The organism is Streptomyces sp. NPDC002463 (genome assembly GCF_042889835.1).
Classification (GTDB): domain Bacteria; phylum Actinomycetota; class Actinomycetes; order Streptomycetales; family Streptomycetaceae; genus Streptomyces; species Streptomyces nymphaeiformis.
On the sequence record NZ_JBIARL010000031.1, the window covers coordinates 47,870 to 73,446 of the forward strand.

The window sequence follows — 25,577 nt, forward strand, 5'->3', positions numbered from 1 at the left end:
GGTGACGCTGGAGGTATGAGCGAGATCCCCCGGGGCAGGAGCGAGACCCACGACGGCGACCGGCACCTGCTGCATTTCGTCGTGGACCTTCCGCAACCGATGCCGATGGTCTGGGCGGCCGTCGCCTCGCCCGAGGGCCTGCCGGGCTGGCTCTGCGAGGCGGACCCGCTGGAGCCGCGGCTCGGCGGGAGGGTCACCCTCCGCTGGCTCAACAGTGACACCGAGGTCTCGGGGCATGTGACCGCCTGGGATCCCGACTACGTGGCCGAGTACACGGTCGGCCCGACGCACGGCCGGATCCGGTTCCATCTGGAACCGGGGTCCGGGGGCGGCGGGTCGACCGTTCTGCGTTTCACGAACGAGGTGCGGGGGACGCCGGAGTACCGGCTCGACTGTCTCGCCGGGTGGCACGACCACTTCGAGCGGCTCGCCGCGGCGCTGTCCGGTCACCCGACGGACTGGCGGGACTGGTCGCCGGAGCGGTGGCGGCACCTGCGGGAGCTGTACGAGCGCGACGACGCGCCCTGGCCCAAGTGGGTGCCGTAGACGGCGCAGCCCCTCACCCCCTCTTCGGAGGCAGACACGTCTCCGTCGGGGGGCGGCCCTCCGGCCAGGCCGTCTGGACGAAGCGCTGGGTGCCGTCCTGGGCCAGCTCCACGATCGGGACCGCCTTGTTGTACGGGTTGCCGTAGTTGTCCAGGCAGATCCAGCCGCTCGCGCCCTCCACCCGCAGGGAGCCCTTGACCTGGGGCCACTGGGTCCCCACGTCCTCCTTCGCCGGGTAGAGCGCGCCTTCCGGGGTGGCCTGGCGGATCGCGTGGACCGCCGTCGCCATCGCGTCGTACGCGATGATCGCCTGGCCGTCCGCGAGCGCCACCGGCTTCTTCGCGGCGCGGGCGACGTCCGTCAGGAACGTCGAGTACGCCACCACCGAGCCGCCCGTCGCCGGAATCCGCCGCCCCGGCGCCGGCTTCCAGGCGTCCGGATGGGCGAGCGAGGCGTACCGCACGGTCAGCTTCGCCTTCAGCGCCTTGCGGTCGAGCTTCTTGTCCGCGCCCAGGTAGGAGCCCTCGTCGCCGGTGAGGACGGTGAAGGCGCGGTCGGTGCAGCCGCGCGAGCCGAGCGCGTTGATGAACTGCCGGAGCTGGGTGTGGCGGCCCGCGAAGAAGACGGTCTCGGCGCGGGTGTCGCAGATCAGATGGGTGATCTGGCGGAAGGTGTTGGCGGTGGTGCCCTCCTCGGTGGGGTCGGCGGGCGAGGTGAAGAGCCCCGGTTCGTGGGGGGCGCCCTTGAGGTTGGCGGCGAAGGCGGCCTTCAAGGTGTCGGTGTAGTGGTCGCCGGTCCGGGTGTCCTGGACGAGGAAGGCCTTGGTCGCGTCCACCCGGCCGAAGTGCGAGAGGGCCTTGGCCTCGTCGGTGTTGGTGGGGGAGACGCGGGCGAGCCCCGGGTAGCGGTTGTGGCCGGCCCCGGGGCCGTTGGCGATGTCGTCGGCGGTGATGGTGGTGCCGACGACGGCGATCCCGGCGGCGGTGAGGGCGGCCACCGACTCCCGTACCTCGGTGGAGGAGGTGGCGACGCCGGAGACGGCCCGCAGCCGGTAGGGGTCGCCCGTCATGGAGACGAGCCGGTCGACGGTCTCGCGCCAGTGGGCGTTGCCCTTGCCGGTGTTGGCGAGGACCAGGCGGATCTTCGGGGTCTCGCTGTTGGACTCGTGGTTGGCCCGGTACTGGTAGGCGTACGCGCCCTGGACCTCGTGCAGGACCTTCTCCCGCATGCCGCTGTCGGTGGAGGTCAGCGGCAGGAGCACGGCGACGGTCGCGTACTCGCCGGCCTTCAGCGTGGAGTTCTCGCGTCCGATGGCCCCGGCGACCTCGTCGAGGTTCGGCATGCCGAAGGCGTGGCCGTCGCCGTTGACGCCGACGCACTCGTCGCTGCCGGCGGGGCGCGCCACGCCAGGGGCGCAGGAACGGTCCTCCGGGGTGGTCAGCCGTGAGATGCCGTAGCCGCCGAGACCGAGGACCACGGCGGCGGTGACGAGTGAGGCGACGAGCTTCTGGCGGGGGGTGCGGACGCGCCGGCGCAGCCGGAGGGCCAGTCGGTCGGGCATGGCGTCAGACTCCGTTCTCACGGCCCGGCGGCAGCGACGGCTCCCGCCAGGCACGGATGTCGCGCGGCCAGTGGCCTGCCGCGTCCCAGAGTGAACCGCTGCCCGTCAGATGGCGGCCGGAGAGCCGGCGCAGCTCGTGCGCGAGCCGGTCGGCGACCTCGTCGTCGGGCAGGGCGAGCGGATCGGTGAGCAGCCACAGGGCGTGCAGCAGCCGCCGTACGGACAGGTGGAGTTCGGTGGTGTCGGGGTCGAGGCCGGCGGGCAGCGCGGCGGTCGGCTCCTGGCCGAGGGCGACCGCCCGGCGCGGGTCGGGGCCCGGCCGGTCCCGCTCGCGGGGGTACGGGGCGGCGGCGATGAACCGCAGCCGGCCGAGCCAGCCGAGGACGTCCTGCTCGGGGAAGGTCTCCCGCAGGTGCGTCACGGCCTCCTCCGTGTGGCCGAGGGCGAGACCGTGGTGGAGGCGGTACGGGCCGGGACCGGGCCCGTAGTGCCGGTACAGGGTCTCGTGGACGGCGCGCCAGGCGGCGTACCGCGGATGGTCGCCGTCCTCGAAGCGCAGCCGGTACAGGAGCAGCGCGCGCAGCAGCGGGTCGGCGACGAAGTGGCCGGGGCCCTCGCCCCAGTCCTCGGCGCGCAGCTGGTCGCGGACCCGCAGCGCCACGTCCCCGTCCAGGGACTCGGCCTGGAGCCGGGCGTGCGCCAGCATCCGGGCGGACTCCTCGTCGTGGGTGGCGGCGAGCACGGCGTACGGCCCCGGCCGGCGCACCGGCAGGAGTTCGGCGAGGAGCGTCGGGGCGACGGGCACCGGCCGGGCGTCCTCGCGCAGCTCCACCGCCAGGTCGAGCAGCCGGCCCGGGGTGAGGCCGTCCCGCAGCTCCGCGGGGGCCTGCCCGGCGGCCCGGCCGAGGAGTGCCACGCCGAGGGGGCGGCCGCCGGTCAGCCGGTGGACGGCTCGGGCCAGTTCGGCGGGGACGCGGCCCGCCGGGTCGTGGTGGTCGAAGGCGGACCGGGTCTGGGCGGGGGAGAGCGGGGTCAGCTCGACGGCGAGGATGCCGGAGCCGACGCTCGCCCCGCGCGGGCAGGGCGCCCGGTGCGCGGTCTCCGGCAGCCTGGTGCGGGTGGCCTGCCGCAGGCCTTCGTGGTCGCGGACCCGGGAGGTGGTGAGGACGACGACCTTGTCGCGGCGGCCCTCGGCGGCGCGGGCGCGCAGGATCGGCTCGACGAGCTGCCGGCCGAGCGGTTCGTGCGCGTTGTCGAGGAGGAGCACGGGCCGGCCGATGCGGGCGCCGCGCTGGAGTCCGGTGTAGGCGTGGCGGAGGTCCTCGGTGAGGGCGCCGACGAGGAAGGCCTCGGCCTCGCGGCGGCGCCTGCCGTCGTGCTCGAAGTCGACCGCGAGCTGCTGGAGACCGGCTTTGCCGCGACCGCCGGCGTTGCGGTAGCTGCCGTACCAGCTCTCGGAGGAGCGCTGGAGGCGGCCGAACACCTCCTCCAGGACGGTCTCCACGGTCGCCTCGGCGAGCAGCCCGGCGAGCGGGGCGGCGGCGTCGGCGAAGGTGGCGGCGAGCTTGGTGAGGACCTTGCCGACCCAGTTGGTGGCGGCGCCCCTGGTCGCGTCGACGGTCGCGAGGAGCGGCCCGAGGCGCTGGAGGTCGCGCCGGGCCCTCTCGTCGTCCTCCTGGGACCAGGCGAGCGAGGCGACCGCGACCAGGCCGAGCGACAGCCGGGGGAACCGCACGGGCCGGGCGCCGAGGACCTTCGGCGACAGCTGCACGGCCAGCTCGGACAGGGCGCCCGTGACCGGGGTCCAGCCGGGGCCGTGGTCGGCGGGCGGCTCGATGTGGGCGCAGTCGAGGAGGGCGAGCGGGGTGTAGCCCTTGTAGCGGTTGCGGACCTCCTTGAGCAGGGCTGTCTTCCCCATGCCGCGCCCGCCGGTGAAGACCGTCACCGGCGGGTCGTCCCCGTGCTCGTACGCGACCCGCGCGGCCCCGTGCCGGGTGAGCCCGACGAGCCGCGCGGCGAGCCCGCCCTCGTCCAGGACCGCCTCGCGGCCGTACAGCTCCCTGTCCACGCCCCTGCCACCCCCGTCACAGTCAACTCAAGGATATCGACGGGGTGTTGGGAAAGCGGTCGCCTTTTCGACTCTGTTGTGGACCTGTTCTCAGTCCGTGGCGATGGCGTCGAGCTGGGCCCGCAGCTCGGTTCGATGGCACTCCGGAGGGCATCCGCACATGTGATACCAGTTGATGGTCAACTGCCCGTGGCAAGCCTCGGGCTTGCTGCTCGAGTCGTCGGTGGCTTCGACGAGGCCCGGCTGCGTCCAGCTCTTACGCGGTGAGCGTGAGGGCAGGGGCTTGTGACTCAGCCCCGCAGACCCACAGCCACCAACCGCGGGCGGCGATGTTGTGGGAGGAGTTCAGGTCCGCGTGCTCGACGAAGCCGCAGGCCCTGCATGCGAACACGGCCCGGGAAGGTCGGTTGCGCCGATCGATGTGGTGGCACTGGGAGCATTCCTGGCTGGTATAGGCCGGGTCGACGTACACCACCGGTACTCCCGCCCGCTTGGCCTTGTAGGCGATGAACGTGCTGAGCTGGTGGAAGGACCAAGAGTGCAGGGCGACACGTTGGGGCTTGCGGAGCCGTACCCGCTCGCGGATCCCGGAAAGGTCTTCCAGGGCGATCCCGCGACCGGTGCGTTCAGCCTCTGCCACGATGCACTTACTGATCTTGTGATTGACGTCCCGGGCCCGCCGGGCCTCCTTGCCCGCATGGCGCCGAGCTCGCCGCTTGGCCGACTTCGTCCCCTTCTTCTGCAGCTTGGTGCGTAGCATCCGGTCGGCCTCGCGGCGGCGGTTCAGACGCCGTCCACTGTGACGGGTGCCGGTGGAGGTGGTGGCGATGTTCACGATCCCCAGATCCACACCCACGAACCCGTCGGGCGTGCGGTTCACGTCGACCTCGGGGATCTCGCAGACTGCGTGCAGGTACCAGGCCCCGTCCACGTGGACGAGTTCTGACTCCCCCTTCCGGTACGCGGCAAGTGTCGCCAGTTGCTCGGCCTGCCCGGTGAACGTGACGCCCTTCATCCGGCCGGCGGTGGTCCAGATCGACACCGTCCGCTTGTCCAGCTGCCAGGACAGGCAACGGTCATCGAACGGTTGCGCGGCGCCAGGACGGAAGACAACCGGTTTGCCCGTGGCCTTCGTGTAGCGCCTGGAGCCCCGCCGACCTAGATTCCCGGCCCGTAGATTCGCCTTCAGCGTGGCGTAAGCGTCCGCGACTTTGCGCAGCACATGGAGCGAGGGCTGAGCCGACAGGCCCCGCGCTTTCAATCCGGCGTAGGCGAGAACCTGAAGTGCCGACCGCGATGTCCTACCGTGCTCGAAGGCGCGGTAGGAAAGCCAATTAGCGGCCTCGTTGCACGCGCGCAGGGTCGCCTCAAGCGCAGACGCCTGACTGGGCGTCGGCAGCAGCTTCACGCGTACCACGAGCTTCATGCCCCGAACGGTATTCCGCCGAACAGACGGGCGCTGGGCTAGTTTTCGACCATCAGTCGAATGCGCGAATCGTCGCACAAGTATTCGCTACCGTCTGGCTCGTCGGCGCGACCGTCAGCCCGCGTGCTGATCCGTCCGCTCTCGCTGGTTCACGGTGCACCGTCACCGATGTCCTCGCCCCAGAGCGCGGGATACCGGTCGATGAACTCCCTCATCAGCGCGGCGCATTCGGGATCGTCGAGCACGACGACCTCGACCCCGTGCTCGGCGAGCCAGTCGTGCCCGCCGTGGAAGGTCTCCGCTTCCCCGACGACGACCCGCGAGATCCCGAACTGCCGCACGAGCCCGGAGCAGTACCAGCAGGGCGACAGCGTGGTGACCATCGTCGTCCCCCGGTACGAGCGCTGCCGGCCGGCGGCCCGGAAGGCGTCGGTCTCGGCATGCGCCGACGGGTCTCCGTCCTGCACGCGCCGGTTGTGGCCGCGCCCGAGCGGCGTTCCGTCGGCGCCGTAGAGGGCGGCGCCGATCGGAATCCCGCCTTCGGCGAGCCCGGCGCGGGCTTCGTCGAGGGCGGTGCCGAGCCACCGGCGTGCCTGTTCCAGATCCATGCGGGGAGCCTTCCCCGGCGGGGCGCCGGAGTCACGCTCCGGAAGGCTGCTCATCCGCCGGACAGGCCCTAGGTCACGGGAAGCTTGTAGCGCATCCGGTAACGGTGTGCCGCCTTCGTCATCAGCGTGACTTCGATCGGACGCCGGTCGTCCGAATAGACCACCCGGAAGGCGACCAGAACGGGCATGTCCTTCGGAAGTTCCAGCGCCACGACCTCCTCCTCCGTCGGGATCTCGGACGACAACTCGTCCACGAACTCACGCGGGGGAAAACCCATCGAGTCGAGCAGTGCCGGGGTGCCGCCTCGAATGCGCTTCTTCTCCAGCACGGCTGTGCCCTCAACCAGGCTCAGCGGGTAGTACGACCGGGTGAGCTCTGTCGGCTCCTCGTCCAGGAACAGGATCTGCTTGCGCAGCACGGCTCGCTCGCCGTCCTCCAAGCGCAGGGCTTCGGTCACTTCCTTCGGCGGGACGACGACCTCGACGCCGAGGATCTGGGACCTGCCGGCCTGCTGCCGCTTCGCGGCCTCGGTCATCCATGGGTGGGGCTCGCCCGGCCCGGCCGGCGTCATGTAGGCGATCGGTTCGACGGACTGCTGGGCGTGCTGCCGCACGTATACGCCCTTGCCCGGGAGTCCTTCGAGGAGTCCCTCGGCCTTCAGCATCTGAAGGGCCTTCTGGACGGTCGTGTTGGCCACGCCGCCGTGCTGCTCCATCAACTCGGCCGTCGAGCCCAGCTTGCTTCCCGGAGGAAGGTCTCCGCGGGTGATCTGCCGCCGGAGCTCCGCCGCGATCTTCTGGTGCGGCGATCTCGGATCCTTGAACTCCTTCGCCATCACAGGCCCTGCTTCCCGAGCCGATACGTGAGGTGCCTGCCGGTCGGCATGGTCATCAGAGACGCCTCCATCGGTGTTCCGTCGGCGGTCCGCGTCAGGCGGAGCAGATGGAGGACGGCGCTGCCCTCGGGAAGGCCCAGGTGCTCGCGCTCGTCTGCGGTGGCGAGGGCGGCACTCACGTCCTCCACGACCTCGGCGCCGGTGTATCCGAGCTCCTTGAGCAGGGTGACGGCGCCGCCGGGCACCTTGCGCGGTTCCGCCAGGGGCGTGCCTCCGGCGATGGGCACGGGGTAGTAGGAGTCGGCCAGCTCTACGGGCCGGTCGTCGAGCAGGATCAGCCGACGCCTGACGATCACGCGCTCGGCGGAGGACAACCGCAGCGCGGTGCGGACGGCGTCGGGGGCGTCCACTTCGCCTGCCTGGAGCAGCCGTTGGCCGCCACGGCGCCCACGGCCGGCCGCCTCGTCGGTCCATGCGTCGCTCTGGCCGGGCTCGCGCGGGGCCAGGTACGGCGCGGTCTCGCTGATCCACGCATCGCCCGACATGTTCCTACCTCCAGCTCGCTGTTGTCAGCGACCCTACTTTGCCGCCTCCGAGGAACCTTAAGTGCTTGCCGCTTATGGTTGCTTAGACTTAAGGTTCGGCGTCATGGAAACCACGGATGCTGACGAATCGCAGCACGGTGTTCCCGTGCCGCCGGCGGGTTTGAGTCCGGCTCTCCAGGCTCGGGCCGAGGTGGGATGGCAGAAGTTCCTCGACCGGTGGTTCGACGCCTGCGAGGAGCCCGGCCCGGCAGCCGGTCGGAACGGCGATGCCGTACTCGTCGGCGAGACGGCCGGGAGTGAGGATCGCCCGGTTGGGGGCGACCTCCGGAACATCCACGCCGGGGCCGCCCGATGAGCCGCTGCGGGGCGCGGCGCTCCGTGTTTGCCGTCGCGGAGGTGGTGCGGCCGGTGTGGGGCGGCTCGGTCTGCGTGCTCGCCGCGGGACACGAGGGCCCGCACCGTGACCGCGCGGGCGACGGCTGGTGGGTGACGCCGGAGATCGCCGACGCGGTGACCGTCTCCCTGCTGACGCGGGCCCTCGCGCCCGAGCCGGAGTTCAGGTCACCCCGCTGCATCGTCGGCCGCCACGACCGCTGCCGCGACCACGTACCCCGCGACAGCGGCGTACCAGGGGTTCGGCATCTCGTGTGCGGGTGCCCGTGCCATCCGGCGCCCGGCTCGTGAGGCGCCACACCGTGCCCCGGCTGGCTGCGCCGGCCGGGACACCCCTTGGAGGACGTGATGACGACACAGCCTGACCGGACCGGAGAGCTCATCCCGCGCCCCGAGCGGACTCCCGCTGCCCTGCGGACAGCCCTCGCGGTCGTTGCTCCCGAGCGGTTGCCCGAGATGGACGCCGGCCAGCGCGCGGCGGTGACGGAGACCATCGAGCAGAGCGGCATCACGCCCCTGCGCATGTTCCTGATCCAGTGGGCCGCCGTCATCGAGATCGAACGGTTCCCCGACACCGCCCGCGAACTGCGTCGCGCCGAGTATCTGGCCCAGATCGCCGAGGACCCGGAGGAGAGCCGCCGGTGCGTACGAGCGGCCGGGGAGATCATCCGTGCCGCTCACGAGGCGGTGACCCACCTCTGACAGCGCCGCATCGGCCCTGCGGGCGTGCCCTGAGGGCGTGGGGTCAAGGCGCGGGACAGTAGCTCTGCCCTCGCGCGACGGGTCGGTGGTGCCCAGCGGATGCCGTCCAGGAAGGCCGCGGCCTCGGCGTCGCGTTCGAGCGGCAGGACGCGACACCGGTACCGCCTGTTGCCCGCGTCCGCTAATGCGGGACCTGCTGCTCGCCGAGCGCGCGGAGGGCCTGGGTCAAGGCGGTGCGCTGGGTGTCGTCGAGGTCGGCGGTCAGTTCGGCGTCCGTCTCCTCGGCGGCCTGCGCGCAGCGGGTGAGGAGGAGGCGGCCCTCGGGGGTGAGGGTGAGGACCTGGCGGCGGCGGTCCTCGGGGTCGCGGACGCGTTCGATCGCGTCGAGCGCCTGGAGCTGGTCGGCGAGGACCACGATCAGGCTCGGCGCGACGCCCAGGCGGGCGGCCAACTCCTGCTGGGAGGCGCCGGATCCGGCGTCCAGGGCGGCGAGGAGCCCGGCGTGCTTGGGCTTGAGTCCGATCGCCTCGACCCGGGCGGCGAAGCGGTCGGAGGCCAGGGCGCCGAGGGTGCCCAGGTTGAAGACCAGTGTGGCGCGCAGCGCGGCTGCTCCCTTGACATCGTTCATGCCGGGAATGCTACCGTCATTGTATCGTTCACAGCTCGAATGATTCAGGGGGAGATGGAATGAGTGTCCTGCTGACGGTCAACGGGCTGGCCGCACTGGCCAGCGCCGGATCGAGCGTGGTGGGGGTGCTCAGGCCCGGCCTGGGACTGCCCGCGGGGGAGCCGGTCACGGTCGGGACCCAGGTGTACGTCCGGGCCTACGCGGCACGGGCGGTTCCGCTGGGCCTGGCCACCGCGGCGGCCATGTGGGCGGATGACGCGGTACTGGCAGGGGTGCTGCTCCTGGTGTCGGGCGTGGCGCAGGTGGCGGACTCGGCGATCGGGTTCCGCCAGCGCAACCTCGGCATGGGCTTCGGTGCCGGCGCGCTCGCGGTCCTGCACCTGGTCTCCGCCTGGTGGGTGACCCGGTGAGCGGGCTGACGGTGCTCGACGTGGCGGCCTTCGGCGCGGAGTTGGCCGTGTACGCGGCGGGCGGTTGGTGGGCGTGGACACGGCCTGGCCGACGCGCGGTGCGACTCCTCGTCGCGGTGCTCGCGGTGGCCGAACTCGCCGTCCTCTGGGGCCTGTTCGCGGCCCCGACGGCCGCGCACCCGCTGCACGGAGCGGGCCGGGTGGCCTTCGAGCTCTGCTGGTTCGGCGCGGGTGCGGTGGCCGCGTTCCGTGCGTACACCACGAGGTCGCGCCAGGCTGTGGCCGAATCGGACCTGTAGCGCCGGCCCCGACGGTCGTGCTTCCGTTGGTGGCGTCACGCCCGACTGGCAGGGGAGAGCGCGTTCGGATGGCGAAGTGGCTGGTCATAGCTGAGGAGCTGATCGAGAGTGACGCGGCGGGGCCGCAGCCCCGCATCAGACTGGTCAAGGACCTCGGGGAGCAGACCCCCGAGCGCGCCCGACTGCGTCTCCACGAAGAGGCCGGAAGGTACAAGCCCGACAGCTTCAACGGAGCCACCCCCGTCGCCTGCCGCGACGGCGACCACTCCGTCCTCCTGGTCGCGACGGACCGCAAATGGCACCCGCCCTGCGTCGTCCGGCTCGTGGAGCGGGCGTAGAAGTCGGGGCGAGCCCCGGAGCGGCCGGACGAGATCCTGCGAGCCGTCAGCCGGATCCACGACTCCCTGGCTGCCGCCTGAATCGTATTCCGGCACCCGGACATCGCGGACTCACGCCACCGCGCCCGCCTCCTCCTCGTACGGGAAGCGGGCGAGGGGGGTCTCGCTCCGGAAGAACGTCCTGGCGCGGGTCATCGCGCGCTCGTCGGCGCGGACCCGGCCGGGGCGGGAGGCCGTGCCGGTGAGGACTCCGCCGAAGCGCATCCGCAGGTAGGCCGCTGACAGGCTCAGGCCTGTGATCAGGCCGTCCGCGACTTCGTGCTCGTCGTGCGCCATGGCCGTCACGCCCCACAGCGTGCCGCCCTCCATGCGCTCCTTGAAGTCCGAGCCGGGCACGTTCAGCCAGCCCGACCAGTAGTCCAGATAGCGCTTGGTCTGCGCCGAGAGGCTGTACCAGTAGAGCGGCGAGACGATGACGATGTCCGTGGCGTCGACCGTCGCCCGGCGGAGGAGTTCCTCGTCCCCCTCGGCCCGTCGGCCGGCGTCCTCGTGGCGGCCGTCCTGGAAGTCGGGCAGGGCGAGCCGGTTCAGGTCCACCCAGCGTTGCGGCACGTCGGCCGGCAGGTGCGCGGCGGCCGCGCGGGCCAGCGTCTCGGAGTTGCCGTCGGCGCGGGAGCTGCCGAGGACGAAGAGGAACGAGCGGTCCGGGCCGAGCGTGGCGTCCTGGGTCATGTCTGCTGCTCCGGTGGCGTGAGGCGTCCGAGACATCCGGTGCCAACTCCCCCTTCGGCGGAGCTATTCCGGGGCCGGCGCACGGTTCGCCGAGAGGGCGAGCACGGTCAGCAGGATGAAGGCCGCGGCCGCGGTGAGGGTCCGCGCGTCGTTGAACAGTTCCCAGCGGTGCAGGATCTCGGCGTGGTCGGCGGGCGGCGCGGTGGCCGCCCACTGCTTGATGTGGCTGTTGATCGGGACGTTCCCGAACCGGGTGATCAGGAAGGACGTGAACGTCAGGGCGCCCGCCGAGGCCGCGACGGCACGGGCCCGGCCGCGTGTCAGGGCGGACAGGGTGAAGGAGCTGAGCGTGGAGACCGCCATGGCCCCCTGCACGGTGATCCCGTTCATCTTCATCAGCGCGGTGTGGAAGTCGAGCCTCATCCCGATCGGCACGGCGTTGAACGTCGGGACGAGATTGGCCGCGCCGTAGGCGAAGGCGCCGGCGAGCAGGCCGGTGGACACCAGGGCGAGGCCGTGGATGATGCGGACGCGACGCATGTCGATTCCTCTGTCGTCAGGCCGGGTCGGGCGCTTCGGTGGGCAGGATCCGCGTGAGCTGGTGCGAGCGCCGCATGCGCCCGTCGTCGGTGAACTCCGCGAAGAGGTGGACCTCGGTCGCGGTGTCGCCGCCCTTGCGCGTCCGGGCGTGCACCGTGAACCGGGCCGCGATCCGGCAGCCGTCCGCGACGGCCTCCTGTACGTCGAACCGCCAGCCGGTCACGTTCCGGCCCACGGGTCGCAGGTGCGCCAGGATCCGCCCGTGGTCGAGCCGGATCCCGTCGCTGACCTGCACGATGTCCGCGGTGTAGTGGAGCTCCATCACGGACTCCGGGTCGTCCCCCCGGACGGTGCTCCCGGTGAGGGAGGAGAAGAAGTCCTCGACGAACCGTGCGGGTGTGGTGTCGGCAAGTGCCTTCATGACGCTCCGATCGGCCGGTCCCGGCTACTATCTCTTACACCTTTGTAAGGTATAGCCGCCCGTCAAGTCGGACAAGGGTGTAAGAGATGAATGCTTCCGGTGAACCCCGCCGCCGACGGCGCGCCGACGGCGAGCGCAGCAGGGCCGCCATCCTCGACGCGGCCGTCCGCCTGCTGCGGCAGCGCCCCGACGCCGGCATGGAGGCCATCGCGACCGGGGCGGGCGTCACGCGGCAGACGGTCTACGCCCACTTCTCGTCCCGCGACGCGCTCCTCGCCGCGACCGTCGACCGGATCACCGAGGGCGCCGTCGCCGCCATGGACGCCGCCCGCCTCGACGAAGGACCGGCCACGGACGCGCTGACCAGGTTCCTCGACGTCTCCTGGCACTCCTTCGAGGACAACGCCCTGCTCCTCCGGGTCACGCCGGCCGGCGACACGTCGGAGGACGACGACCGGGCGCGCCACGAACCCGTCACCGGCCGCCTGGAACGGCTCGTCGAACGGGGCCGGCGCGCCGGGGAGTTCGCCTCCGACCTGCCCGCGCCGTGGCTGGTGGCCATGACCGTCGCCCTCGGGCACGCCGCCGGGGAGGAGGTGAACTCCGGCCGCATGACGAACGCCGAGGCGAGGGCCGCGCTGCACACCTCCGTCTTCCGCGCCTTCGGGGTCCCGCGCTGACGCGGTGACGCGCCTTTCGGCCCCACCCATCGGCCCCGCCGATCGCCCCCATCGGCAGGACGCCCCACTGGCCCGTGGACCGCCCCCGGCCCCCGTTCGTAGCGTCGTCCGCATGAGAAACGAGACCAGGGGAACCCTTGAACTGACCCTCGCCATGGTGCTCTCCGGCACCCTCGGCGTCTTCGTCGTCGAGTCCGGCGCCTCGCCCTTCGAGGTCGTGTTCTTCCGGTGCCTCTTCGGGGCCGTCGCGCTCGGCGCGTACAGCCTCCTGCGGGGGTTCTTCACCGGCCACGGGTTCACGCCGGGGAAGCTGGGACTCGCCGCGCTCGGCGGGGTGTTCATCGTCTTCAACTGGGTGTTCCTGTTCGAGGCCTACCGGGCGACCTCGATCTCGCTGGCCACCGTCGTCTACCACACCCAGCCGTTCTTCCTCGTCCTGCTCGGCGCCCTCTTCCTGCGGGAGCGGATCTCCGCTTCCAAGGTGGGGTGGCTCGTGCTCGCCTTCCTCGGGCTCGTCCTCGTGTCCGGCGTACGGCCCGGGGACACCGCCTCCCTGGCCGGGCTCGGCTACGCGCTCGCCGCCGCCGTGCTCTACGCCCTCGCGACCTTCGTCACCAAGCGGATCACCGGCGTGCGACCCCATCTGATCGCGCTCGTCCAGGTGCTGGTCGGGATGCCCCTCCTGCTGCCCTTCGTGGACTTCGGCGGCGTCGTCGGCGGCGGCTGGGGCTGGCTCGTCGGCCTCGGGTTCATCCACACCGGGCTCATGTACGTGCTCATGTACGCCGCCTACACCAAGCTGCCCACCGCCAAGATCGCCGTCCTCGCCTTCACCTACCCCGCCGTCGCCATGGGCGTCGACTGGGCGGTGTACGGGCATCACATCGGGCTCGTCCAGGCCCTCGGCGTCCCGCTGATCGTCCTCGCCAGCCTGAAGGTCACCCTCGCTGCTCGGACACCAGCAGCCGCGCCTGCTCGACGAACAGCCGCACATGCGCCGGAAGCCGCTTCCCCCGCCGCCACGCGAGCTGCGTGAAGAGCGTGAAGGGGGCCTCCCAGGGGAGTTCCACCAGCGCCCCGGCCGCCAGTTCCTCCGCGACCGTCACGCGCGGGAGCAGCGCCACCCCCAGGCCCGCCGCCACGCCCCGCTTCGTCGCCTCGATCGTCCCGAACTCCATGAACGGCGGCTCCCACTCCCGCAGCTCCGCCTCGAAGAGGTCGCGGTACGAGCAGCCCGGTTCGGTGCCCAGGAGCTGCGCCGCCGCCAGGTCCGCGGTCGTCAGATCCGTACGGCCGACGAGCGGGTGGTCCGGGGTCGCCACCAGCGACAGCGGCTCCGGGGCCAGGACCTCCGTCTCCAGGCCCTCGTGCTCCGTCTCCGGCTCCATCAGGAACCCGACGTCGTACGTGCCCTGCCGCAGCGCCTTCCGGGTCTCGTCGCCGAGCGTGGGCCGCAGCGTCAGCCGCACCTTCGGGTAGCGGTGGTGGAAGTACTCCAGGAGCGGCGGCAGCCGGTAGGAGGTGAGGGACTCCATGGTGCCGACGGCGATCGGGCCCGAGGGTTCCGCCGTGGCCGCGACGGCCGTACGGGCCTCCTCCGCCAGGTCCGTCATGCGGCGGGCGTACGGGAGGAGCCGTTCACCGGCCTCCGTCAGGCGGATGCGGCTGCCGAGGCGTTCGAAGAGATCCACCCCGAGGGAGGATTCGAGGGACCTGATCTGGGCCGTCACGCTCGACTGGGCGTATCCGAGCTCGGTGGCCGCCCGGGTGAAGGAGAGGACGTCGGCGACCTTCTCGAAGGTCGCCAGGAGCCGCAGCTCCATCAGCCCTCGGTCTCCGTGTCCTCGCCGCGCTCGCGCTTCTTCAGCTCCTCCTCGCGGCGGCGCAGGTCCGCCTCCCAGTCCTTGAGGAGGGCTTCGTCTTTTTTGTTCTCGTCCCTCAGGGACTTCAGGAACTCCGGGTTGTCGTCCGGTGCCACCCATTCGTGCCGGTGGTTGCGGTACCCCGTCGAGAAGGGGGCGGGCGTACGGCCTCCGGCGGGCGCGTGGCGCAGCTTGCCGGCGGCGAGCCAGCCGATGGACCCGACGAAGGGGAAGAGGAGGATCACGATCACCCAGACCACCTTCGGCAGGTGCTTGACCTCGTCCTCGGGGGTGTTCAGGCAGTCGATGAAGGCGTAGATCAACAGCGCCAGCGGCAGGATGAACATCAACGCCCTGAGCATGTGGTGCAGCCCCCTGGAAGCAGCGGCGAGGCCGGTTCCGGCGGCCCCGGTGACAGCCCAAGCCTAGCCCGTGACCGATACTGACCCCTATGGCTTACGACGATCTCCGCTCGCTGCTCAGGGCCCTGGAACGCGAAGGCGACCTCAAGCGCATCAAGGCCGAAGTCGACCCGTACCTGGAGGTCGGGGAGATCGTCGACCGGGTGAACAAGGCGGGAGGTCCGGCGCTTCTCTTCGAGAACGTCAAGGGCTCCGCCATGCCGCTCGCGATGAACGTCTTCGGGACGGACCGCCGGCTGCTCAAGGCGCTCGGCCTGAAGTCGTACGAGGAGATCAGCGAGAAGATCGGCGGGCTCCTCAAGCCGGAGCTGCCGCACGGCTTCGTCGGGGTCCGCGAGGCCTTCGGGAAGCTGGGCTCGATGGTCCACGTGCCGCCGAAGAAGGTGAAGGCCGGGGACGCCCCCGTGCAGGAGGTCGTCCTCACCGGGGACGACGTCGACCTGGACAGGCTGCCCGCGCTGTTCACCTGGCCGAAGGACGGCGGGTCCTTCTTCAACCTGGGCCTCACCCACACCAAGCACCCCGAGACCGGCGTGCGGAACCTGGGGCTCTACCGGCTCCAGCGGCACGACAAGCGCACCATCGGCATGCACTGGCAGATCCACAAGGACAGCCGCAACCACTACGCGGTCGCCGCCGAGCGCGGCGAGCGGCTGCCGGTCGCCATCGCCTTCGGCTGCCCGCCGGCCGTCACGTACGCCTCGACGGCCCCGCTGCCCGGCGACATCGACGAGTACCTCTTCGCCGGCTTCGTGCAGGGCAAGCGGATCGAGATGGTCGACTGCAAGACCGTCCCGCTCCAGGTCCCGGCGCAGGCCGAGGTCGTCATCGAGGGCTGGCTCGAGCCCGGCGAGATGCTGCCGGAGGGTCCCTTCGGCGACCACACCGGCTTCTACACCCCGCAGGAGCCGTTCCCCGCGCTGAAGATCGACTGCATCACCATGCGGCGGCGTCCGCTGCTCCAGTCGATCGTCGTCGGCCGGCCGCCGACCGAGGACGGGCCGCTCGGGCGGGCCACGGAGCGGTTCTTCCTGCCGCTCCTCAAGATCATCGTGCCGGACATCGTCGACTACCACCTGCCGGAGTCGGGCGGCTTCCACAACTGCGCGATCGTCTCGATCGACAAGAAGTACCCGAAGCACGCGCAGAAGGTCATGCACGCCATCTGGGGCGCGCACATGATGTCGCTGACCAAGCTGATCATCGTGGTCGACAAGGACTGCGATGTGCATGATCTTCATGAAGTGTCGTGGCGGGCTCTCGGCAACACCGACTACGCGCGTGACCTGACTGTCGTCGAGGGGCCCGTCGACCACCTCGACCACGCCTCCTACCAGCAGTTCTGGGGCGGCAAGGCCGGTATCGACGCGACGAAGAAGCTGCCCGAGGAGGGCTACACCCGGGACGGCGGCTGGCCGGACATGGTGGAGTCGGACCCGGCGACGGCGGCCCTGGTGGACCGCCGCTGGAAGGAGTACGGGCTGTGACGACCGCGGCCGTTCCCGGCGCCCAGCCGGGGCGTACGAAGGCGTTCCTGCGCCTTGTGATGATCGAGCACTCGGTCTTCGCGCTGCCCTTCGCCTACATCGCCTCGCTCACCGCGATGTTCCAGCTCGACCGGAACATCCACTGGTGGACGCTCTTCCTCGTCACCGTCTGCATGGTCGGCCTGCGGACCTTCGCCATGGCCTGCAACCGGATCATCGACCGCGAGATCGACGCCCGCAATCCGCGGACGGCCGGGCGCGAGCTGGTGACCGGCGCGGTGTCCGTGCGCTCGGCGTGGACCGGGGCCGGGATCGCCGTCGTGGTCTTCCTCGGCGCCGCCGCCCTCCTGAACCCGCTCTGCCTGGCGCTCGCGCCGCTCGCCGTCATCCCGATGGTCGTCTACCCGTACGGGAAGAGGTTCACGAACTTCCCGCACGCCATCCTGGGCCTCGCCCAGTCCATCGGCCCGATCGGCGCGTGGCTCGCGGTGACCGGCGAGTGGTCCTGGGACGCGGTCATCCTGGGCCTCGCGGTGGGCGTCTGGATCGGCGGCTTCGACCTGATCTTCGCCTGCCAGGACGTCCAGGCGGACCGGGCGCACGGCGTCATGTCGGTGCCGGCCCGCTTCGGCGTCCCGGCGGCACTCTGGGGCGCCCGCGCCTCCGCGGTCGTCACCACGGGGCTCCTCGTCTGGTACGCCCTCGCGACGGACGCGGGTCTCTTCTTCTGGGTGGGCCTGGTGATCGTGGTCGCCGCCTTCGGCTACGAGCACACGATCGTGAAGCCGAACGACCTGTCCCGCCTGAACCGGGCGTTCTTCACGACGAACGGCTTCATCGGGATCAGCCTGTTCGCGTGTGCGCTCCTCGACCTGCTGGTCCGCGGGCTCACCCCGTAGTCCCGGCCGTGGTCCCTGTGCGAGGACGGATAGGCTCGGCGGCATGAACGACGGCAAGCGCACCCCCTGGATCGTGGGGGTTTCCGGGGCGTCGGGTACGCCGTACGCCGCCGCCGTGCTGAGGGGGCTGCTCGCGGCCGGGGAGAGCGTCGACCTCGTCGTGTCGCGCGCCTCGCGGCTGACGCTGCTCGACGAGACGGGGATCGCCTTCCGGGACGCGCACTGGCGCGAGGACCTGGCGACCTGGCTGGCGCGGGGCGCGGACGGGAAGCCGGACACCTTCGACGTGGCGGACCGGCTCGACGACGTGCGGTACTGGGCTGCCGGGGACCTGGCCGCGGGGCCGTCCTCCGGCTCGTACCCGGCCAAGGGGATGCTGGTGGTGCCGGCCTCGACCGCATCGGTGGCGGGAGTGGCACTCGGGCTCTCGAAGGACCTGCTGCAGCGGGTCGCGAGCGTGACGCTGAAGGAGCGGCGTCCGCTGGTGGTCGCGGTGCGGGAGACCCCGCTGAACGGACAGACGCTCAAGCACATGGTGACGCTGGACGAGGCGGGCGCCGTGGTGCTGCCCGCCTCTCCGGCGTTCTACGCGGGGGCGACGCACATCCAGGATCTGGTGGACTTCGTCGCCGGGCGGGTGCTCGACGCGGCAAGGGTGCCGCACGAGCTGTACCGCCGTTGGGAGGGAGACCTCGGTGGGGGCTCCCGTTCGGATTAGCGCTTCTTGGCGCGCTTCTTGGCGGCGCGCTTCGAGGCGGCGGACTGCTGGTGGGCACGCGAGCGGCTGGCCAGCTCCTGCAGCTCACGCATGCGGGCGTAGGCCATCTCGATCGTGTACACGGTGATCACCACTCCTGAAAGATCGTCTTTGATCCACTGAAAGATTCGCAGGGTGTCGCCCCTGCATGCCTTAGATTCTATACCTAAACTCGCTGTACCGCTGGACAATGGAAGGTGAATTCCTATGGATGCCGTGGACAGGCAGCTCATCCAGGCTCTGCGTGAGAACGGCCGTGCCTCGTACGCCGAGCTCGGCCGGCTCGTCGGGCTCTCCGGCCCCTCCGTCACCGACCGCATCAACCGGCTCGAGGCCGCCGGTGTCATCACCGGCTACCGCGCCACCGTCGACGCCGCCTCGCTCGGCCTCGGCGTCACCGCCCTCATCGGCATCTCCCTCTCCGACGCCGCCGACCACGAGGACGTGGCCCGCCGCCTGAAGGACCTCGCCGAGATCGAGGACTGCTGGTTCATCGCCGGCGACGACTCCTTCATGCTCAAGGTGCGCGCCAACGACGTCGACGGCCTGGAGAAGACGATCCGCCGGCTCTCCGGCACCAAGGGCGTCTCCCGCACCCGTACGACGATCGTGCTCTCCACCAAGTGGGAGAACCGGGTCGGGGAGCTGCCCGAGGAGGGCTGAGAGTACGGTGGGGAAGGCTTGATTTCGGAGACAAAGGGAGGCGGCCGGAGATGGACGCTGGGCTCAAGCGGGAGCTGGAGCAGAAGGTCCGGGACGGTGAGCGGCTGAGCCGTGAGGACGGCATCGCCCTGTACGAGTCCGACGACCTCGCCTGGCTCGGCGGTCTGGCCCACGAGGTCCGGACCCGCAAGAACGGCGACGTGGTCCACTTCAATGTCAACCGGCATCTGAACATGACCAACGTCTGCACCGCCTCCTGCGCCTACTGCTCCTTCCAGCGCAAGCCGGGCGAGAAGGACGCGTACACCATGCGCATCGAGGAGGCCGTGCGCCTCGCGAAGGCGATGGAGAACGAGAACCTCACCGAGCTCCACATCGTCAACGGGCTCCACCCCAACCTGCCCTGGCGCTACTACCCGCGCTCCCTCTCCGAGCTCAAGAAGGCGCTTCCGAACGTCTCGCTGAAGGCGTTCACGGCCACCGAGATCCACCACTTCGAGACGATCTCGGGGCTGAGCGCGAGTGAGATCCTCGACGAGCTCATCGAGGCCGGCCTGGAGTCGCTGACCGGCGGCGGCGCCGAGATCTTCGACTGGGAGGTCCGGCAGCACATCGTGGACCACAACACCCACTGGGAGGACTGGTCCCGGATCCACCGGCTCGCCCACGAGAAGGGTCTCAAGACCCCGGCGACCATGCTCTACGGGCACATCGAGGAGCCGCGCCACCGCGTCGACCACGTGCTGCGGCTCCGCGAGCTCCAGGACGAGACCAACGGCTTCCAGGTCTTCATCCCGCTGCGCTACCAGCACGACTTCGTGGACATGCAGGACGGCAAGGTCCGCAACAAGCTCCAGGCCCGCACCACGATGGCGACCGGCGCCGAGGCCCTGAAGACCTTCGCGGTCTCCCGGCTGCTCTTCGACAACGTGCCGCACGTCAAGGTCTTCTGGGTCATGCACGGCGTCCAGACGGCCCAGCTGGCGCTCCAGCACGGCGCCGACGACATGGACGGCTCGGTCGTCGAGTACAAGATCACGCACGACGCCGACAACTACGGCACGCCGAACAAGCTGGGCCGCGACGACCTGCTCGAACTGATCCGCGACGCGGGCTTCCGGCCGGTCGAGCGGAACACGCGGTACGAGATCATCCGCGAGTACCCGGGTCCGGACGCGGGGCGGCGTGAGTCGCCGCAGCCGATGCGGGTCTGACGTGATGTGACGAGAAGGGCCGGCGGGGACATCTCCGCCGGCCCTTTCGCCTTCGCCCGCTCAGTTCAGCGGCAGCAGCATGACGATGTCGTCGCGGTCGTCGCCGGGGGCGACCCGGATCGCGTCGGGGACGCGGCCGACCTCCTTGTAGCCGGACTTCGCGTAGAAGCCGTCGACGCCCGTGCCGCCCCGGCAGGTGAGGCGGATCGCCTCGATCTCCTCGAAGCCCTCGGCCGTGCGGGCGGTGTGCTCGACCGCCGCCATGAGGTCGCGGCCGTATCCGCGGCCCTGGTGCCGGGGGTGGACCATCACGGTGTAGAGCCAGACCCAGTGCTTCATCAGCGGGTGGCTGTTGAAGGTGAAGAAGGCGGTGGCGGCGACCTGGCCCTCCTCGTCGCGGCCGACGAGGAGGCGGGTGCCGCCCTCGGTCATCGCGACGAGGTGCTTGAGCAGTGCGGGGCGTATCGCGTCGGGCGTCACGGGGGGTACGAAGCCGACGGCGCCGCCCGCGTTGGAGACGTCGGCCCAGAGGGAGAGCACGCCGTCGCGCAGGGTGCGGTCGACCGCCGGGTCCACCTCGAAGGTAAGGGTCATGGGGAGAGATTATCTATTACCTCTGGGGTGCTCAAGAGGGCCGGTCCCGGGTCCGGCGCCGGCGCGTGCTTCACTGGAGGACGCTCGTCCCGCTTGGGAACTTTGCGATCTTTCGGAACGGAAGAGTGGACTGACATGCTCCGCTACACGCTGATGCGGCTCGGGATCTTCGCCGGGTGCTTCCTCGCCCTGTGGGGTCTCGTCTACGTCGGCGTGCTGCCGCGCGGCCTGGGCGACTCGAACCTGCTCTGGGTCCTCGTCCTCGCCATCGTCGTCTCCGCCCCGCTCAGCTTCGTGCTCCTGCGCAAGGTGCGGGACGAGGCGAGCGCCGAGGTCGTGGCGCGGGTCGACCGCGCCAAGGGCCGACTGGACGCGAACCGGTCGCAGGAGGACGCGCTCTAGTCGTGTAAAGGCTGCGTAAGCTTCCTCACAAGCACCGCACCCCGGGTTGGGCCTTCCAAGGCTCTGGCCTGGGGTGTTCTGCGTTTCGGAGGCGGAGTGGCCTGTATGCATCTCAAAGAATGGCTTTGAGGTTCTCAAAGTTCAAGTGTTAACGTGTTCGACGTGAAGTCAGCAGAGCGCCTCTCCCATGCCGCGAGCCCCCGGCTCGTGGCGCGCCTGCACGTCGATCTGTGCCGCTGTATGTCCGCGGTCTGTTGCCGCGCCTCCTGATCCGGCATCATGCAGCGGCCCGCGCCCAGCGCGTGTGTGCCGCACCCCCGTCCCCGTATTTCCCGATACGCACCTGTGGAGTGTGCCCGTGTCCGCGTCCGTGACGCCCGAGACGAAGTCCCGGATACCCAAGGTCCCCTTCTGGGCCCAGATCATCGCCGGTCTGGCCCTCGGCGCCCTGCTCGGCTGGATCGCCCGCAGCCAGGACGTCGCCTGGCTGAAGGAGACCCTGAGCCAGATCGGCGGCATCTTCGTCCAGCTGCTCAAGCTGGCCGTCGCCCCGCTCGTCTTCTTCGCGATCCTGGTGTCGATCACCAACCTGCGGAAGGTGAACAACGCCGCCCGGCTCGCCACCCGCACCCTGCTCTGGTTCATGATCACCTCGCTGGTCGCGGTCGGCATCGGCCTCGCGATCGGCCTGATCACCAACCCGGGCGCCGGCACCGGCCTCACGCCGAAGGACGGCAAGCTCCCCAAGCACGAGGGCTCCTGGATCGACTTCCTCACCGGGATCATCCCGACGGACGTCATCACGCCCTTCACCGAGCTGAACGTCCTCCAGATCGTCTTCATGGCCGCCGTCGCCGGCATCGCCGCCCTCAAGCTCGGCGACCGCGCCAAGCCGATCCTGACCCTCTCCGAGTCGGTCCTGGAGCTCCTCCAGAAGGCCCTGTGGTGGGTCATCCGCCTCGCCCCGCTCGGCACCGTCGGCCTCATCGGCTTCGCCATCGCCGACTACGGCTGGGACCTGATCGGCAAGTACGCGACCTTCACCGCCGACATCTACGTCGGTTGCGCCCTGGTCCTCTTCGGCGTCTACCCGCTGCTGCTCGCCACGGTCGCCAAGGTCAACCCGCTGCAGTTCTACAAGGGCGCCTGGCCGGCCATCCAGCTGGCCTTCGTCTCCCGCTCCTCGGTCGGCACCATGCCGGTCACCCAGAAGGTCACCGAGCGCCTCGGCGTCCCGAAGGAGTACGCCTCCTTCGCCGTCCCGTTCGGCGCGACGACCAAGATGGACGGCTGCGCCGCGATCTACCCGGCCCTGGCCGCGATCTTCATCGCGCAGATCTTCGACGTGCAGCTCGGCCTCGGCGACTACCTGCTGATCGCCTTCGTCTCGGTCATCGGCTCGGCGGCCACCGCCGGCCTCACCGGCGCGACGGTCATGCTCACCCTGACCCTCTCCACCCTGGGCCTCCCCCTGGAGGGCGTCGGCCTCCTCATGGCGATCGACCCGATCCTGGACATGATGCGGACCGCCACGAACGTGGCGGGCCAGGCGCTGATCCCGGTGATCGTCTCGGCGCGCGAGAAGATCCTCGACCTCACCGCGTACGAGAACGCCTCGTCGTCCCCGATCGACGACCTGGCCGAGATCGGCGAGACCGACAAGAAGGTCGCGGTCACGGCCGCCGCCTGACCCCCGCCCTCGCACCGCGCCGCGTGCCCCCTGCCCCCTCCGGGCAGGGGGCACGTACGCTTTCGCGGGGCATCCAATGGATCTTGGAAGCAGGGGTGGGGCGCCATGGCCGGTGGGGCGAAGGCGCGGCGGTTGCCGCGGGTGGTGCGGGAGCGGCAGATGGTGGACGCGGCCGTGCGGTGTTTCGCGCGGCACGGGTACCAGGCGGCGTCCATGGACGAGATCGCCGAGCTCGCCGGGGTCTCGAAGCCGTTGGTCTATCTGTATCTGGGCTCCAAGGAGGAGCTGTTCACCGCCTGCATACGGCGGGAGGCGGCGGCTCTGCTCGGGGCCGTCGCCGCCGAGGTCGGGGAGGCCGAGGTGCCGCCCGACGAGCGGCTCTGGGCGGGGCTGCTCGCCTTCTTCACGTACGCCGCCGAGCACCCGGACGCGTGGGTGGTGCTGAGCCGGCAGGCGCGGACGCACGGGGAGCCGTTCGCCGACGAGGTGGCGCGGATGCGGGACGAGATCGTGGGCTTCGTGGCGGGGCTCATCGGTGAGGCCGCCGGGGCGGTGATCGCCGGGCGGGACGTGGAGGCGCTCGCACAGGCCCTGGTGGGATCCGCCGAGTCCTTGGCCGGCTGGGCGAACGAGACGCCCGGGGTGACGGCGAAGGAGGTCGCCACGACGCTGATGAACTTCGCCTGGGCCGGGCTCGGAAACCTCATGAAAAGCGAGCGGTGGTCTCCCCGGTAGCGCTTACCGGGCAGTAAGGTTACCGGCTAGTCCGGGCAGTTGGGGCAACTCAGGGCTCAACGTACCGACGCACGACCTCAGTTCATCGCGCCAACCGAGGAGCCGCACGTGTCCGTCGTCCCCGCCGCATCCGAGACCGAGCCCGCCGAGCCGCGGAAGGTGGTGGTGGACGGGCGGGTGAGGGAGGTGTCCGTCCCCGCGCTCGTTCCCCGGGTCGACCGCGGCTCGCTCGCCGACCTGCCGTACGACAACGCCCGGCAGGATCCCGAGGCCGTTCTCTTCTCCAGGAAGGGCGCCGACGGGGAGTGGTACGACGTCAGCGCCTCGCGGTTCGCCGCCGAGGTGCACTCCGTCGCCAAGGGGCTCATCGCCGGCGGCCTGCGTCCCGGCGACCGGCTCGCGCTCATGGCCCGTACCACCTACGAGTGGACCCTGATCGACTTCGCCGCCTGGGCCGCCGGGCTCGTCACCGTCCCCGTCTACCCCACCTCCTCCGCCTTCCAGACCCGCTGGATCCTCCAGGACTCCGGGGCCGCGGCCTGTGTCGTCGAGGACGCCGAGCAGGCCCGGCTCGTCTCCGCCGAGCGCCGACAGCTTCCCGGCCTCGCCCACCTCTGGGTCCTCGACGCCGGCGCCGTCGACCAGCTCCGCGCGGCGGGCGCGCGGATCGCCGACGAGGCCGTCACCGCCCGCCGGGGACTGCTCACCCCGGAGGCGCTCGCCACCCTCATCTACACCTCCGGCACCACCGGCCGGCCCAAGGGCTGCGCCCTCACCCACGCCAACTTCTTCGCCGAGGTCGACAACGCCGTCCGGCTCCTCCACCCCGTCTTCGTCTCGGAGAGCAAGGAGCCCGCCGCCACCCTCCTCTTCCTGCCGCTCTCCCACGTCTTCGGCCGGATGGTCGCCATCGGCTGCGTCCGCGCCCGCGTCCGGGTCGGGCACGCCCCCACCGTCGAGGGCGAGGAGCTCCTCACCGATCTGGCCGGGTTCCGGCCCACGTTCCTCCTCGCCATCCCGTACGTCCTGGAGAAGGTCTTCAACAAGGCCCGCGCCACCGCCGAACGCGGCGGGAAGGCCGCCGCCTTCGACCGCGCCGCCCGGATCGCCCGCCGCTACGGGCGGACCGCCTCGCCCCCGCTCTCCCTGAAGGCCGCCCGGGCCCTCTACGACCCGCTCGTCTACCGGCGCATCCGCACGGCCCTCGGCGGCCGCGTGAAGTACGTGATCTGCGGCGGCTCCCCGCTCGGCGCCCCGCTCGCCGAGTTCTTCGCGGGCGCCGGCGTCGAGGTCTTCGAGGGGTACGGCCTGACGGAGACCACGGCCGCCTCGACGGTCACCCCGCCCCGCCGGCCGCGCACCGGGACCGTCGGCCTTCCGATGCCGGGCACGGCCGTCCGGATCGCCGACGACGGCGAGGTCTGGCTCAAGGGCGGTCACGTCTTCGCCGGGTACTGGGACGGGCAGCGCGGCGCGGCCGTGCCGTACACCGACGACGGCTGGTTCCCCACCGGGGACATCGGCTCCCTCGACGAGGACGGCTACCTCCGGATCACCGGCCGCAAGAAGGACCTCCTCATCACCTCGGCCGGCAAGAACGTCGCCCCGGCCCCGCTGGAGGACTGGCTGCGCGCCCACCCGCTGGTCGCCCAGTGCATGGTCCTCGGCGACGACCGCCCGTACGTCACGGCCCTGATCACCCTCGACCACGAGGGGCTGACGCACTGGCGGCGGATGCGGCGCAAGGACCACCTGGCGCTGTGGGAGCTGGCCCGCGACCCGGAGCTGCTGGCCGCGCTCCAACGGGGGGTGGACGACGCCAACCGGCTGGTCTCGCGTGCCGAGTCGATCCGCGCCTTCCGGGTCCTGACCACCGAGTTCTCGGAGACCTCGGGACATCTGACGCCGTCGATGAAGCTCAAACGGCGGGCGGTGCTGCGGGACTTCGCCCGGGACATCGAGGAGATGTACGCGGAGTAGGGGAGGGGCGCCGAATGACCGCCAGGGCCGAATGACAGCTAAGACTTGACTCTGTCGGTGATCTTGGAGTTTCCCGGTGTGCCGGCCTGGTCAGTGGGCATGCTCGGGCTGATCGAAGACCGTGTAGTTGTCGAGGTGT

Annotated in this window: 31 protein-coding genes; 17 read left to right on the forward strand and 14 right to left on the reverse strand. The window is 70.9% G+C overall.

The genetic code is table 11. The features are described from left to right. Nucleotides 1–15: 15 nt before the first annotated feature. On the forward strand, nucleotides 16–546 hold the full coding sequence (locus ACFYX3_RS38450) for an SRPBCC domain-containing protein (RefSeq protein ID WP_389024170.1): 531 nt from the start codon (nucleotides 16–18) through the stop codon (nucleotides 544–546). 13 nt (nucleotides 547–559) lie between these two features. Here the strand turns inward: ACFYX3_RS38450 and ACFYX3_RS38455 are convergent, their stop codons facing one another. The 6 genes from ACFYX3_RS38455 to ACFYX3_RS38480 all read right to left on the reverse strand — a co-directional run bounded on the left by ACFYX3_RS38455 (nucleotide 560) and on the right by ACFYX3_RS38480 (nucleotide 7,590). Next, a complete protein-coding gene (locus ACFYX3_RS38455) occupies nucleotides 560–2,107 on the reverse strand; it encodes an ABC transporter substrate-binding protein (RefSeq protein ID WP_389024172.1) in 1,548 nt (515 codons plus the stop codon). Between the two features lie 4 nt (nucleotides 2,108–2,111). Next, on the reverse strand, nucleotides 2,112–4,175 hold the full coding sequence (locus ACFYX3_RS38460) for a hypothetical protein (RefSeq protein WP_389024175.1): 2,064 nt from the start codon (nucleotides 4,173–4,175) through the stop codon (nucleotides 2,112–2,114). A 256-nt stretch (nucleotides 4,176–4,431) separates the two neighbouring features. Beyond that, nucleotides 4,432–5,601 carry an RNA-guided endonuclease InsQ/TnpB family protein gene (locus ACFYX3_RS38465; protein WP_389024178.1) on the reverse strand — a complete coding sequence of 390 codons (1,170 nt, stop codon included), beginning with the start codon at nucleotides 5,599–5,601 and terminating at the stop codon, nucleotides 4,432–4,434. Nucleotides 5,602–5,750: 149 nt separating this feature from the next. Continuing rightward, the gene (locus ACFYX3_RS38470; RefSeq protein WP_389024181.1) at nucleotides 5,751–6,209 is read right to left on the reverse strand and encodes a nucleoside deaminase; all 459 of its coding nucleotides are present in this window, start codon (nucleotides 6,207–6,209) and stop codon (nucleotides 5,751–5,753) included. 68 nt (nucleotides 6,210–6,277) lie between these two features. After that, the gene (locus ACFYX3_RS38475) at nucleotides 6,278–7,045 is read right to left on the reverse strand and encodes a GntR family transcriptional regulator (RefSeq protein ID WP_389024184.1); all 768 of its coding nucleotides are present in this window, start codon (nucleotides 7,043–7,045) and stop codon (nucleotides 6,278–6,280) included. Then, nucleotides 7,045–7,590, reverse strand: coding sequence for a GntR family transcriptional regulator (locus ACFYX3_RS38480; RefSeq protein WP_389024187.1), 546 nt, complete (start codon nucleotides 7,588–7,590; stop codon nucleotides 7,045–7,047). Before ACFYX3_RS38480 ends, ACFYX3_RS38475 begins: the two co-directional genes overlap by 1 nt. A gap of 378 nt (nucleotides 7,591–7,968) precedes the next feature. Here ACFYX3_RS38480 and ACFYX3_RS38485 point away from each other — a divergent pair, with 378 nt between their 5' ends. After that, a complete protein-coding gene (locus ACFYX3_RS38485) occupies nucleotides 7,969–8,274 on the forward strand; it encodes a hypothetical protein (RefSeq protein WP_389024190.1) in 306 nt (101 codons plus the stop codon). A 57-nt stretch (nucleotides 8,275–8,331) separates the two neighbouring features. Then, complete coding sequence (locus ACFYX3_RS38490; RefSeq protein WP_389024193.1) at nucleotides 8,332–8,685, forward strand: hypothetical protein; 354 nt, start codon at nucleotides 8,332–8,334, stop codon at nucleotides 8,683–8,685. 181 nt (nucleotides 8,686–8,866) lie between these two features. Here ACFYX3_RS38490 and ACFYX3_RS38495 read toward each other — a convergent pair whose 3' ends face one another. Then, the gene (locus ACFYX3_RS38495; protein WP_389024196.1) at nucleotides 8,867–9,313 is read right to left on the reverse strand and encodes a MarR family winged helix-turn-helix transcriptional regulator; all 447 of its coding nucleotides are present in this window, start codon (nucleotides 9,311–9,313) and stop codon (nucleotides 8,867–8,869) included. 59 nt (nucleotides 9,314–9,372) lie between these two features. On the opposite strand from ACFYX3_RS38495, the gene ACFYX3_RS38500 reads away from it, so the two are divergent. The 3 genes from ACFYX3_RS38500 (at nucleotide 9,373) to ACFYX3_RS38510 (ending at nucleotide 10,360) form a co-directional block, all read left to right on the forward strand. After that, nucleotides 9,373–9,723: a hypothetical protein gene (locus ACFYX3_RS38500; RefSeq protein WP_389024199.1), complete on the forward strand. Its 351-nt coding sequence runs from the start codon at nucleotides 9,373–9,375 to the stop codon at nucleotides 9,721–9,723. After that, nucleotides 9,720–10,022 (forward strand): YrdB family protein, encoded by a 303-nt coding sequence (locus ACFYX3_RS38505; protein ID WP_389024202.1) that lies wholly within the window; start codon nucleotides 9,720–9,722, stop codon nucleotides 10,020–10,022. Before ACFYX3_RS38500 ends, ACFYX3_RS38505 begins: the two co-directional genes overlap by 4 nt. Nucleotides 10,023–10,090: 68 nt before the next feature. Continuing rightward, the gene (locus ACFYX3_RS38510; RefSeq protein ID WP_389024205.1) at nucleotides 10,091–10,360 is read left to right on the forward strand and encodes a hypothetical protein; all 270 of its coding nucleotides are present in this window, start codon (nucleotides 10,091–10,093) and stop codon (nucleotides 10,358–10,360) included. Nucleotides 10,361–10,471: 111 nt separating this feature from the next. Here the strand turns inward: ACFYX3_RS38510 and ACFYX3_RS38515 are convergent, their stop codons facing one another. The 3 genes from ACFYX3_RS38515 to ACFYX3_RS38525 form a co-directional block, all read right to left on the reverse strand. Further along, nucleotides 10,472–11,092, reverse strand: a complete 621-nt coding sequence (locus ACFYX3_RS38515; protein ID WP_389024208.1) for a flavodoxin family protein — start codon at nucleotides 11,090–11,092, stop codon at nucleotides 10,472–10,474. 63 nt (nucleotides 11,093–11,155) lie between these two features. After that, on the reverse strand, nucleotides 11,156–11,632 hold the full coding sequence (locus tag ACFYX3_RS38520; RefSeq protein WP_389024211.1) for an anthrone oxygenase family protein: 477 nt from the start codon (nucleotides 11,630–11,632) through the stop codon (nucleotides 11,156–11,158). Between the two features lie 16 nt (nucleotides 11,633–11,648). Continuing rightward, entirely contained in the window at nucleotides 11,649–12,053 is a 405-nt protein-coding gene (locus ACFYX3_RS38525) for a nuclear transport factor 2 family protein (RefSeq protein ID WP_389024214.1), read from the reverse strand. An 86-nt stretch (nucleotides 12,054–12,139) separates the two neighbouring features. Between ACFYX3_RS38525 and ACFYX3_RS38530 the strand changes: the two genes are divergently transcribed. Together ACFYX3_RS38530 and ACFYX3_RS38535 are read left to right on the forward strand one after the other, a co-directional pair. Further along, a complete protein-coding gene (locus tag ACFYX3_RS38530; protein WP_389024217.1) occupies nucleotides 12,140–12,733 on the forward strand; it encodes a TetR/AcrR family transcriptional regulator in 594 nt (197 codons plus the stop codon). 112 nt (nucleotides 12,734–12,845) lie between these two features. Continuing rightward, the gene (locus ACFYX3_RS38535; protein WP_389024220.1) at nucleotides 12,846–13,769 is read left to right on the forward strand and encodes a DMT family transporter; all 924 of its coding nucleotides are present in this window, start codon (nucleotides 12,846–12,848) and stop codon (nucleotides 13,767–13,769) included. Here ACFYX3_RS38535 and ACFYX3_RS38540 read toward each other — a convergent pair. After that, entirely contained in the window at nucleotides 13,672–14,556 is an 885-nt protein-coding gene (locus ACFYX3_RS38540) for a LysR family transcriptional regulator (RefSeq protein WP_389024223.1), read from the reverse strand. The two genes, ACFYX3_RS38535 and ACFYX3_RS38540, sit on opposite strands and share 98 nt — an antisense overlap. Then, nucleotides 14,556–14,957: a PLD nuclease N-terminal domain-containing protein gene (locus tag ACFYX3_RS38545; protein WP_389024226.1), complete on the reverse strand. Its 402-nt coding sequence runs from the start codon at nucleotides 14,955–14,957 to the stop codon at nucleotides 14,556–14,558. Before ACFYX3_RS38545 ends, ACFYX3_RS38540 begins: the two co-directional genes overlap by 1 nt. Nucleotides 14,958–15,046: 89 nt before the next feature. Here ACFYX3_RS38545 and ACFYX3_RS38550 point away from each other — a divergent pair, with 89 nt between their 5' ends. From ACFYX3_RS38550 to ACFYX3_RS38560, 3 genes are read left to right on the forward strand one after another with little or no spacing between them, the layout of a single operon-like run. After that, entirely contained in the window at nucleotides 15,047–16,504 is a 1,458-nt protein-coding gene (locus tag ACFYX3_RS38550; protein WP_376582450.1) for a menaquinone biosynthesis decarboxylase, read from the forward strand. After that, nucleotides 16,501–17,403, forward strand: coding sequence for a menaquinone biosynthesis prenyltransferase MqnP (gene mqnP, locus ACFYX3_RS38555; RefSeq protein WP_389024231.1), 903 nt, complete (start codon nucleotides 16,501–16,503; stop codon nucleotides 17,401–17,403). Before ACFYX3_RS38550 ends, mqnP begins: the two co-directional genes overlap by 4 nt. A 43-nt stretch (nucleotides 17,404–17,446) precedes the next feature. Next, nucleotides 17,447–18,121 (forward strand): UbiX family flavin prenyltransferase, encoded by a 675-nt coding sequence (locus ACFYX3_RS38560; RefSeq protein WP_389024234.1) that lies wholly within the window; start codon nucleotides 17,447–17,449, stop codon nucleotides 18,119–18,121. Here ACFYX3_RS38560 and ACFYX3_RS38565 read toward each other — a convergent pair. Then, the gene (locus tag ACFYX3_RS38565; protein WP_352025873.1) at nucleotides 18,118–18,255 is read right to left on the reverse strand and encodes a hypothetical protein; all 138 of its coding nucleotides are present in this window, start codon (nucleotides 18,253–18,255) and stop codon (nucleotides 18,118–18,120) included. The two genes, ACFYX3_RS38560 and ACFYX3_RS38565, sit on opposite strands and share 4 nt — an antisense overlap. A 112-nt stretch (nucleotides 18,256–18,367) precedes the next feature. Between ACFYX3_RS38565 and ACFYX3_RS38570 the strand changes: the two genes are divergently transcribed. Both ACFYX3_RS38570 and mqnE read left to right on the forward strand, forming a co-directional pair. Further along, nucleotides 18,368–18,823 (forward strand): Lrp/AsnC family transcriptional regulator, encoded by a 456-nt coding sequence (locus ACFYX3_RS38570; RefSeq protein ID WP_017241016.1) that lies wholly within the window; start codon nucleotides 18,368–18,370, stop codon nucleotides 18,821–18,823. Between the two features lie 50 nt (nucleotides 18,824–18,873). Then, nucleotides 18,874–20,037, forward strand: coding sequence for an aminofutalosine synthase MqnE (mqnE, locus tag ACFYX3_RS38575; RefSeq protein ID WP_116160414.1), 1,164 nt, complete (start codon nucleotides 18,874–18,876; stop codon nucleotides 20,035–20,037). A 60-nt stretch (nucleotides 20,038–20,097) separates the two neighbouring features. Here the strand turns inward: mqnE and ACFYX3_RS38580 are convergent, their stop codons facing one another. Beyond that, nucleotides 20,098–20,631 (reverse strand): GNAT family N-acetyltransferase, encoded by a 534-nt coding sequence (locus ACFYX3_RS38580; protein WP_389024239.1) that lies wholly within the window; start codon nucleotides 20,629–20,631, stop codon nucleotides 20,098–20,100. Between the two features lie 135 nt (nucleotides 20,632–20,766). Here ACFYX3_RS38580 and ACFYX3_RS38585 point away from each other — a divergent pair, with 135 nt between their 5' ends. The 4 genes from ACFYX3_RS38585 (at nucleotide 20,767) to ACFYX3_RS38600 (ending at nucleotide 25,438) form a co-directional block, all read left to right on the forward strand. Continuing rightward, entirely contained in the window at nucleotides 20,767–21,033 is a 267-nt protein-coding gene (locus tag ACFYX3_RS38585) for a DUF4229 domain-containing protein (protein ID WP_359516853.1), read from the forward strand. Nucleotides 21,034–21,391: 358 nt separating this feature from the next. After that, nucleotides 21,392–22,723, forward strand: a complete 1,332-nt coding sequence (locus tag ACFYX3_RS38590; RefSeq protein ID WP_382660020.1) for a dicarboxylate/amino acid:cation symporter — start codon at nucleotides 21,392–21,394, stop codon at nucleotides 22,721–22,723. 105 nt (nucleotides 22,724–22,828) lie between these two features. Continuing rightward, a complete protein-coding gene (locus ACFYX3_RS38595) occupies nucleotides 22,829–23,458 on the forward strand; it encodes a TetR/AcrR family transcriptional regulator (protein ID WP_389024244.1) in 630 nt (209 codons plus the stop codon). 108 nt (nucleotides 23,459–23,566) lie between these two features. Next, a complete protein-coding gene (locus tag ACFYX3_RS38600; RefSeq protein ID WP_389024247.1) occupies nucleotides 23,567–25,438 on the forward strand; it encodes an AMP-dependent synthetase/ligase in 1,872 nt (623 codons plus the stop codon). The last annotated feature ends 139 nt before the right edge of the window (nucleotides 25,439–25,577 follow it).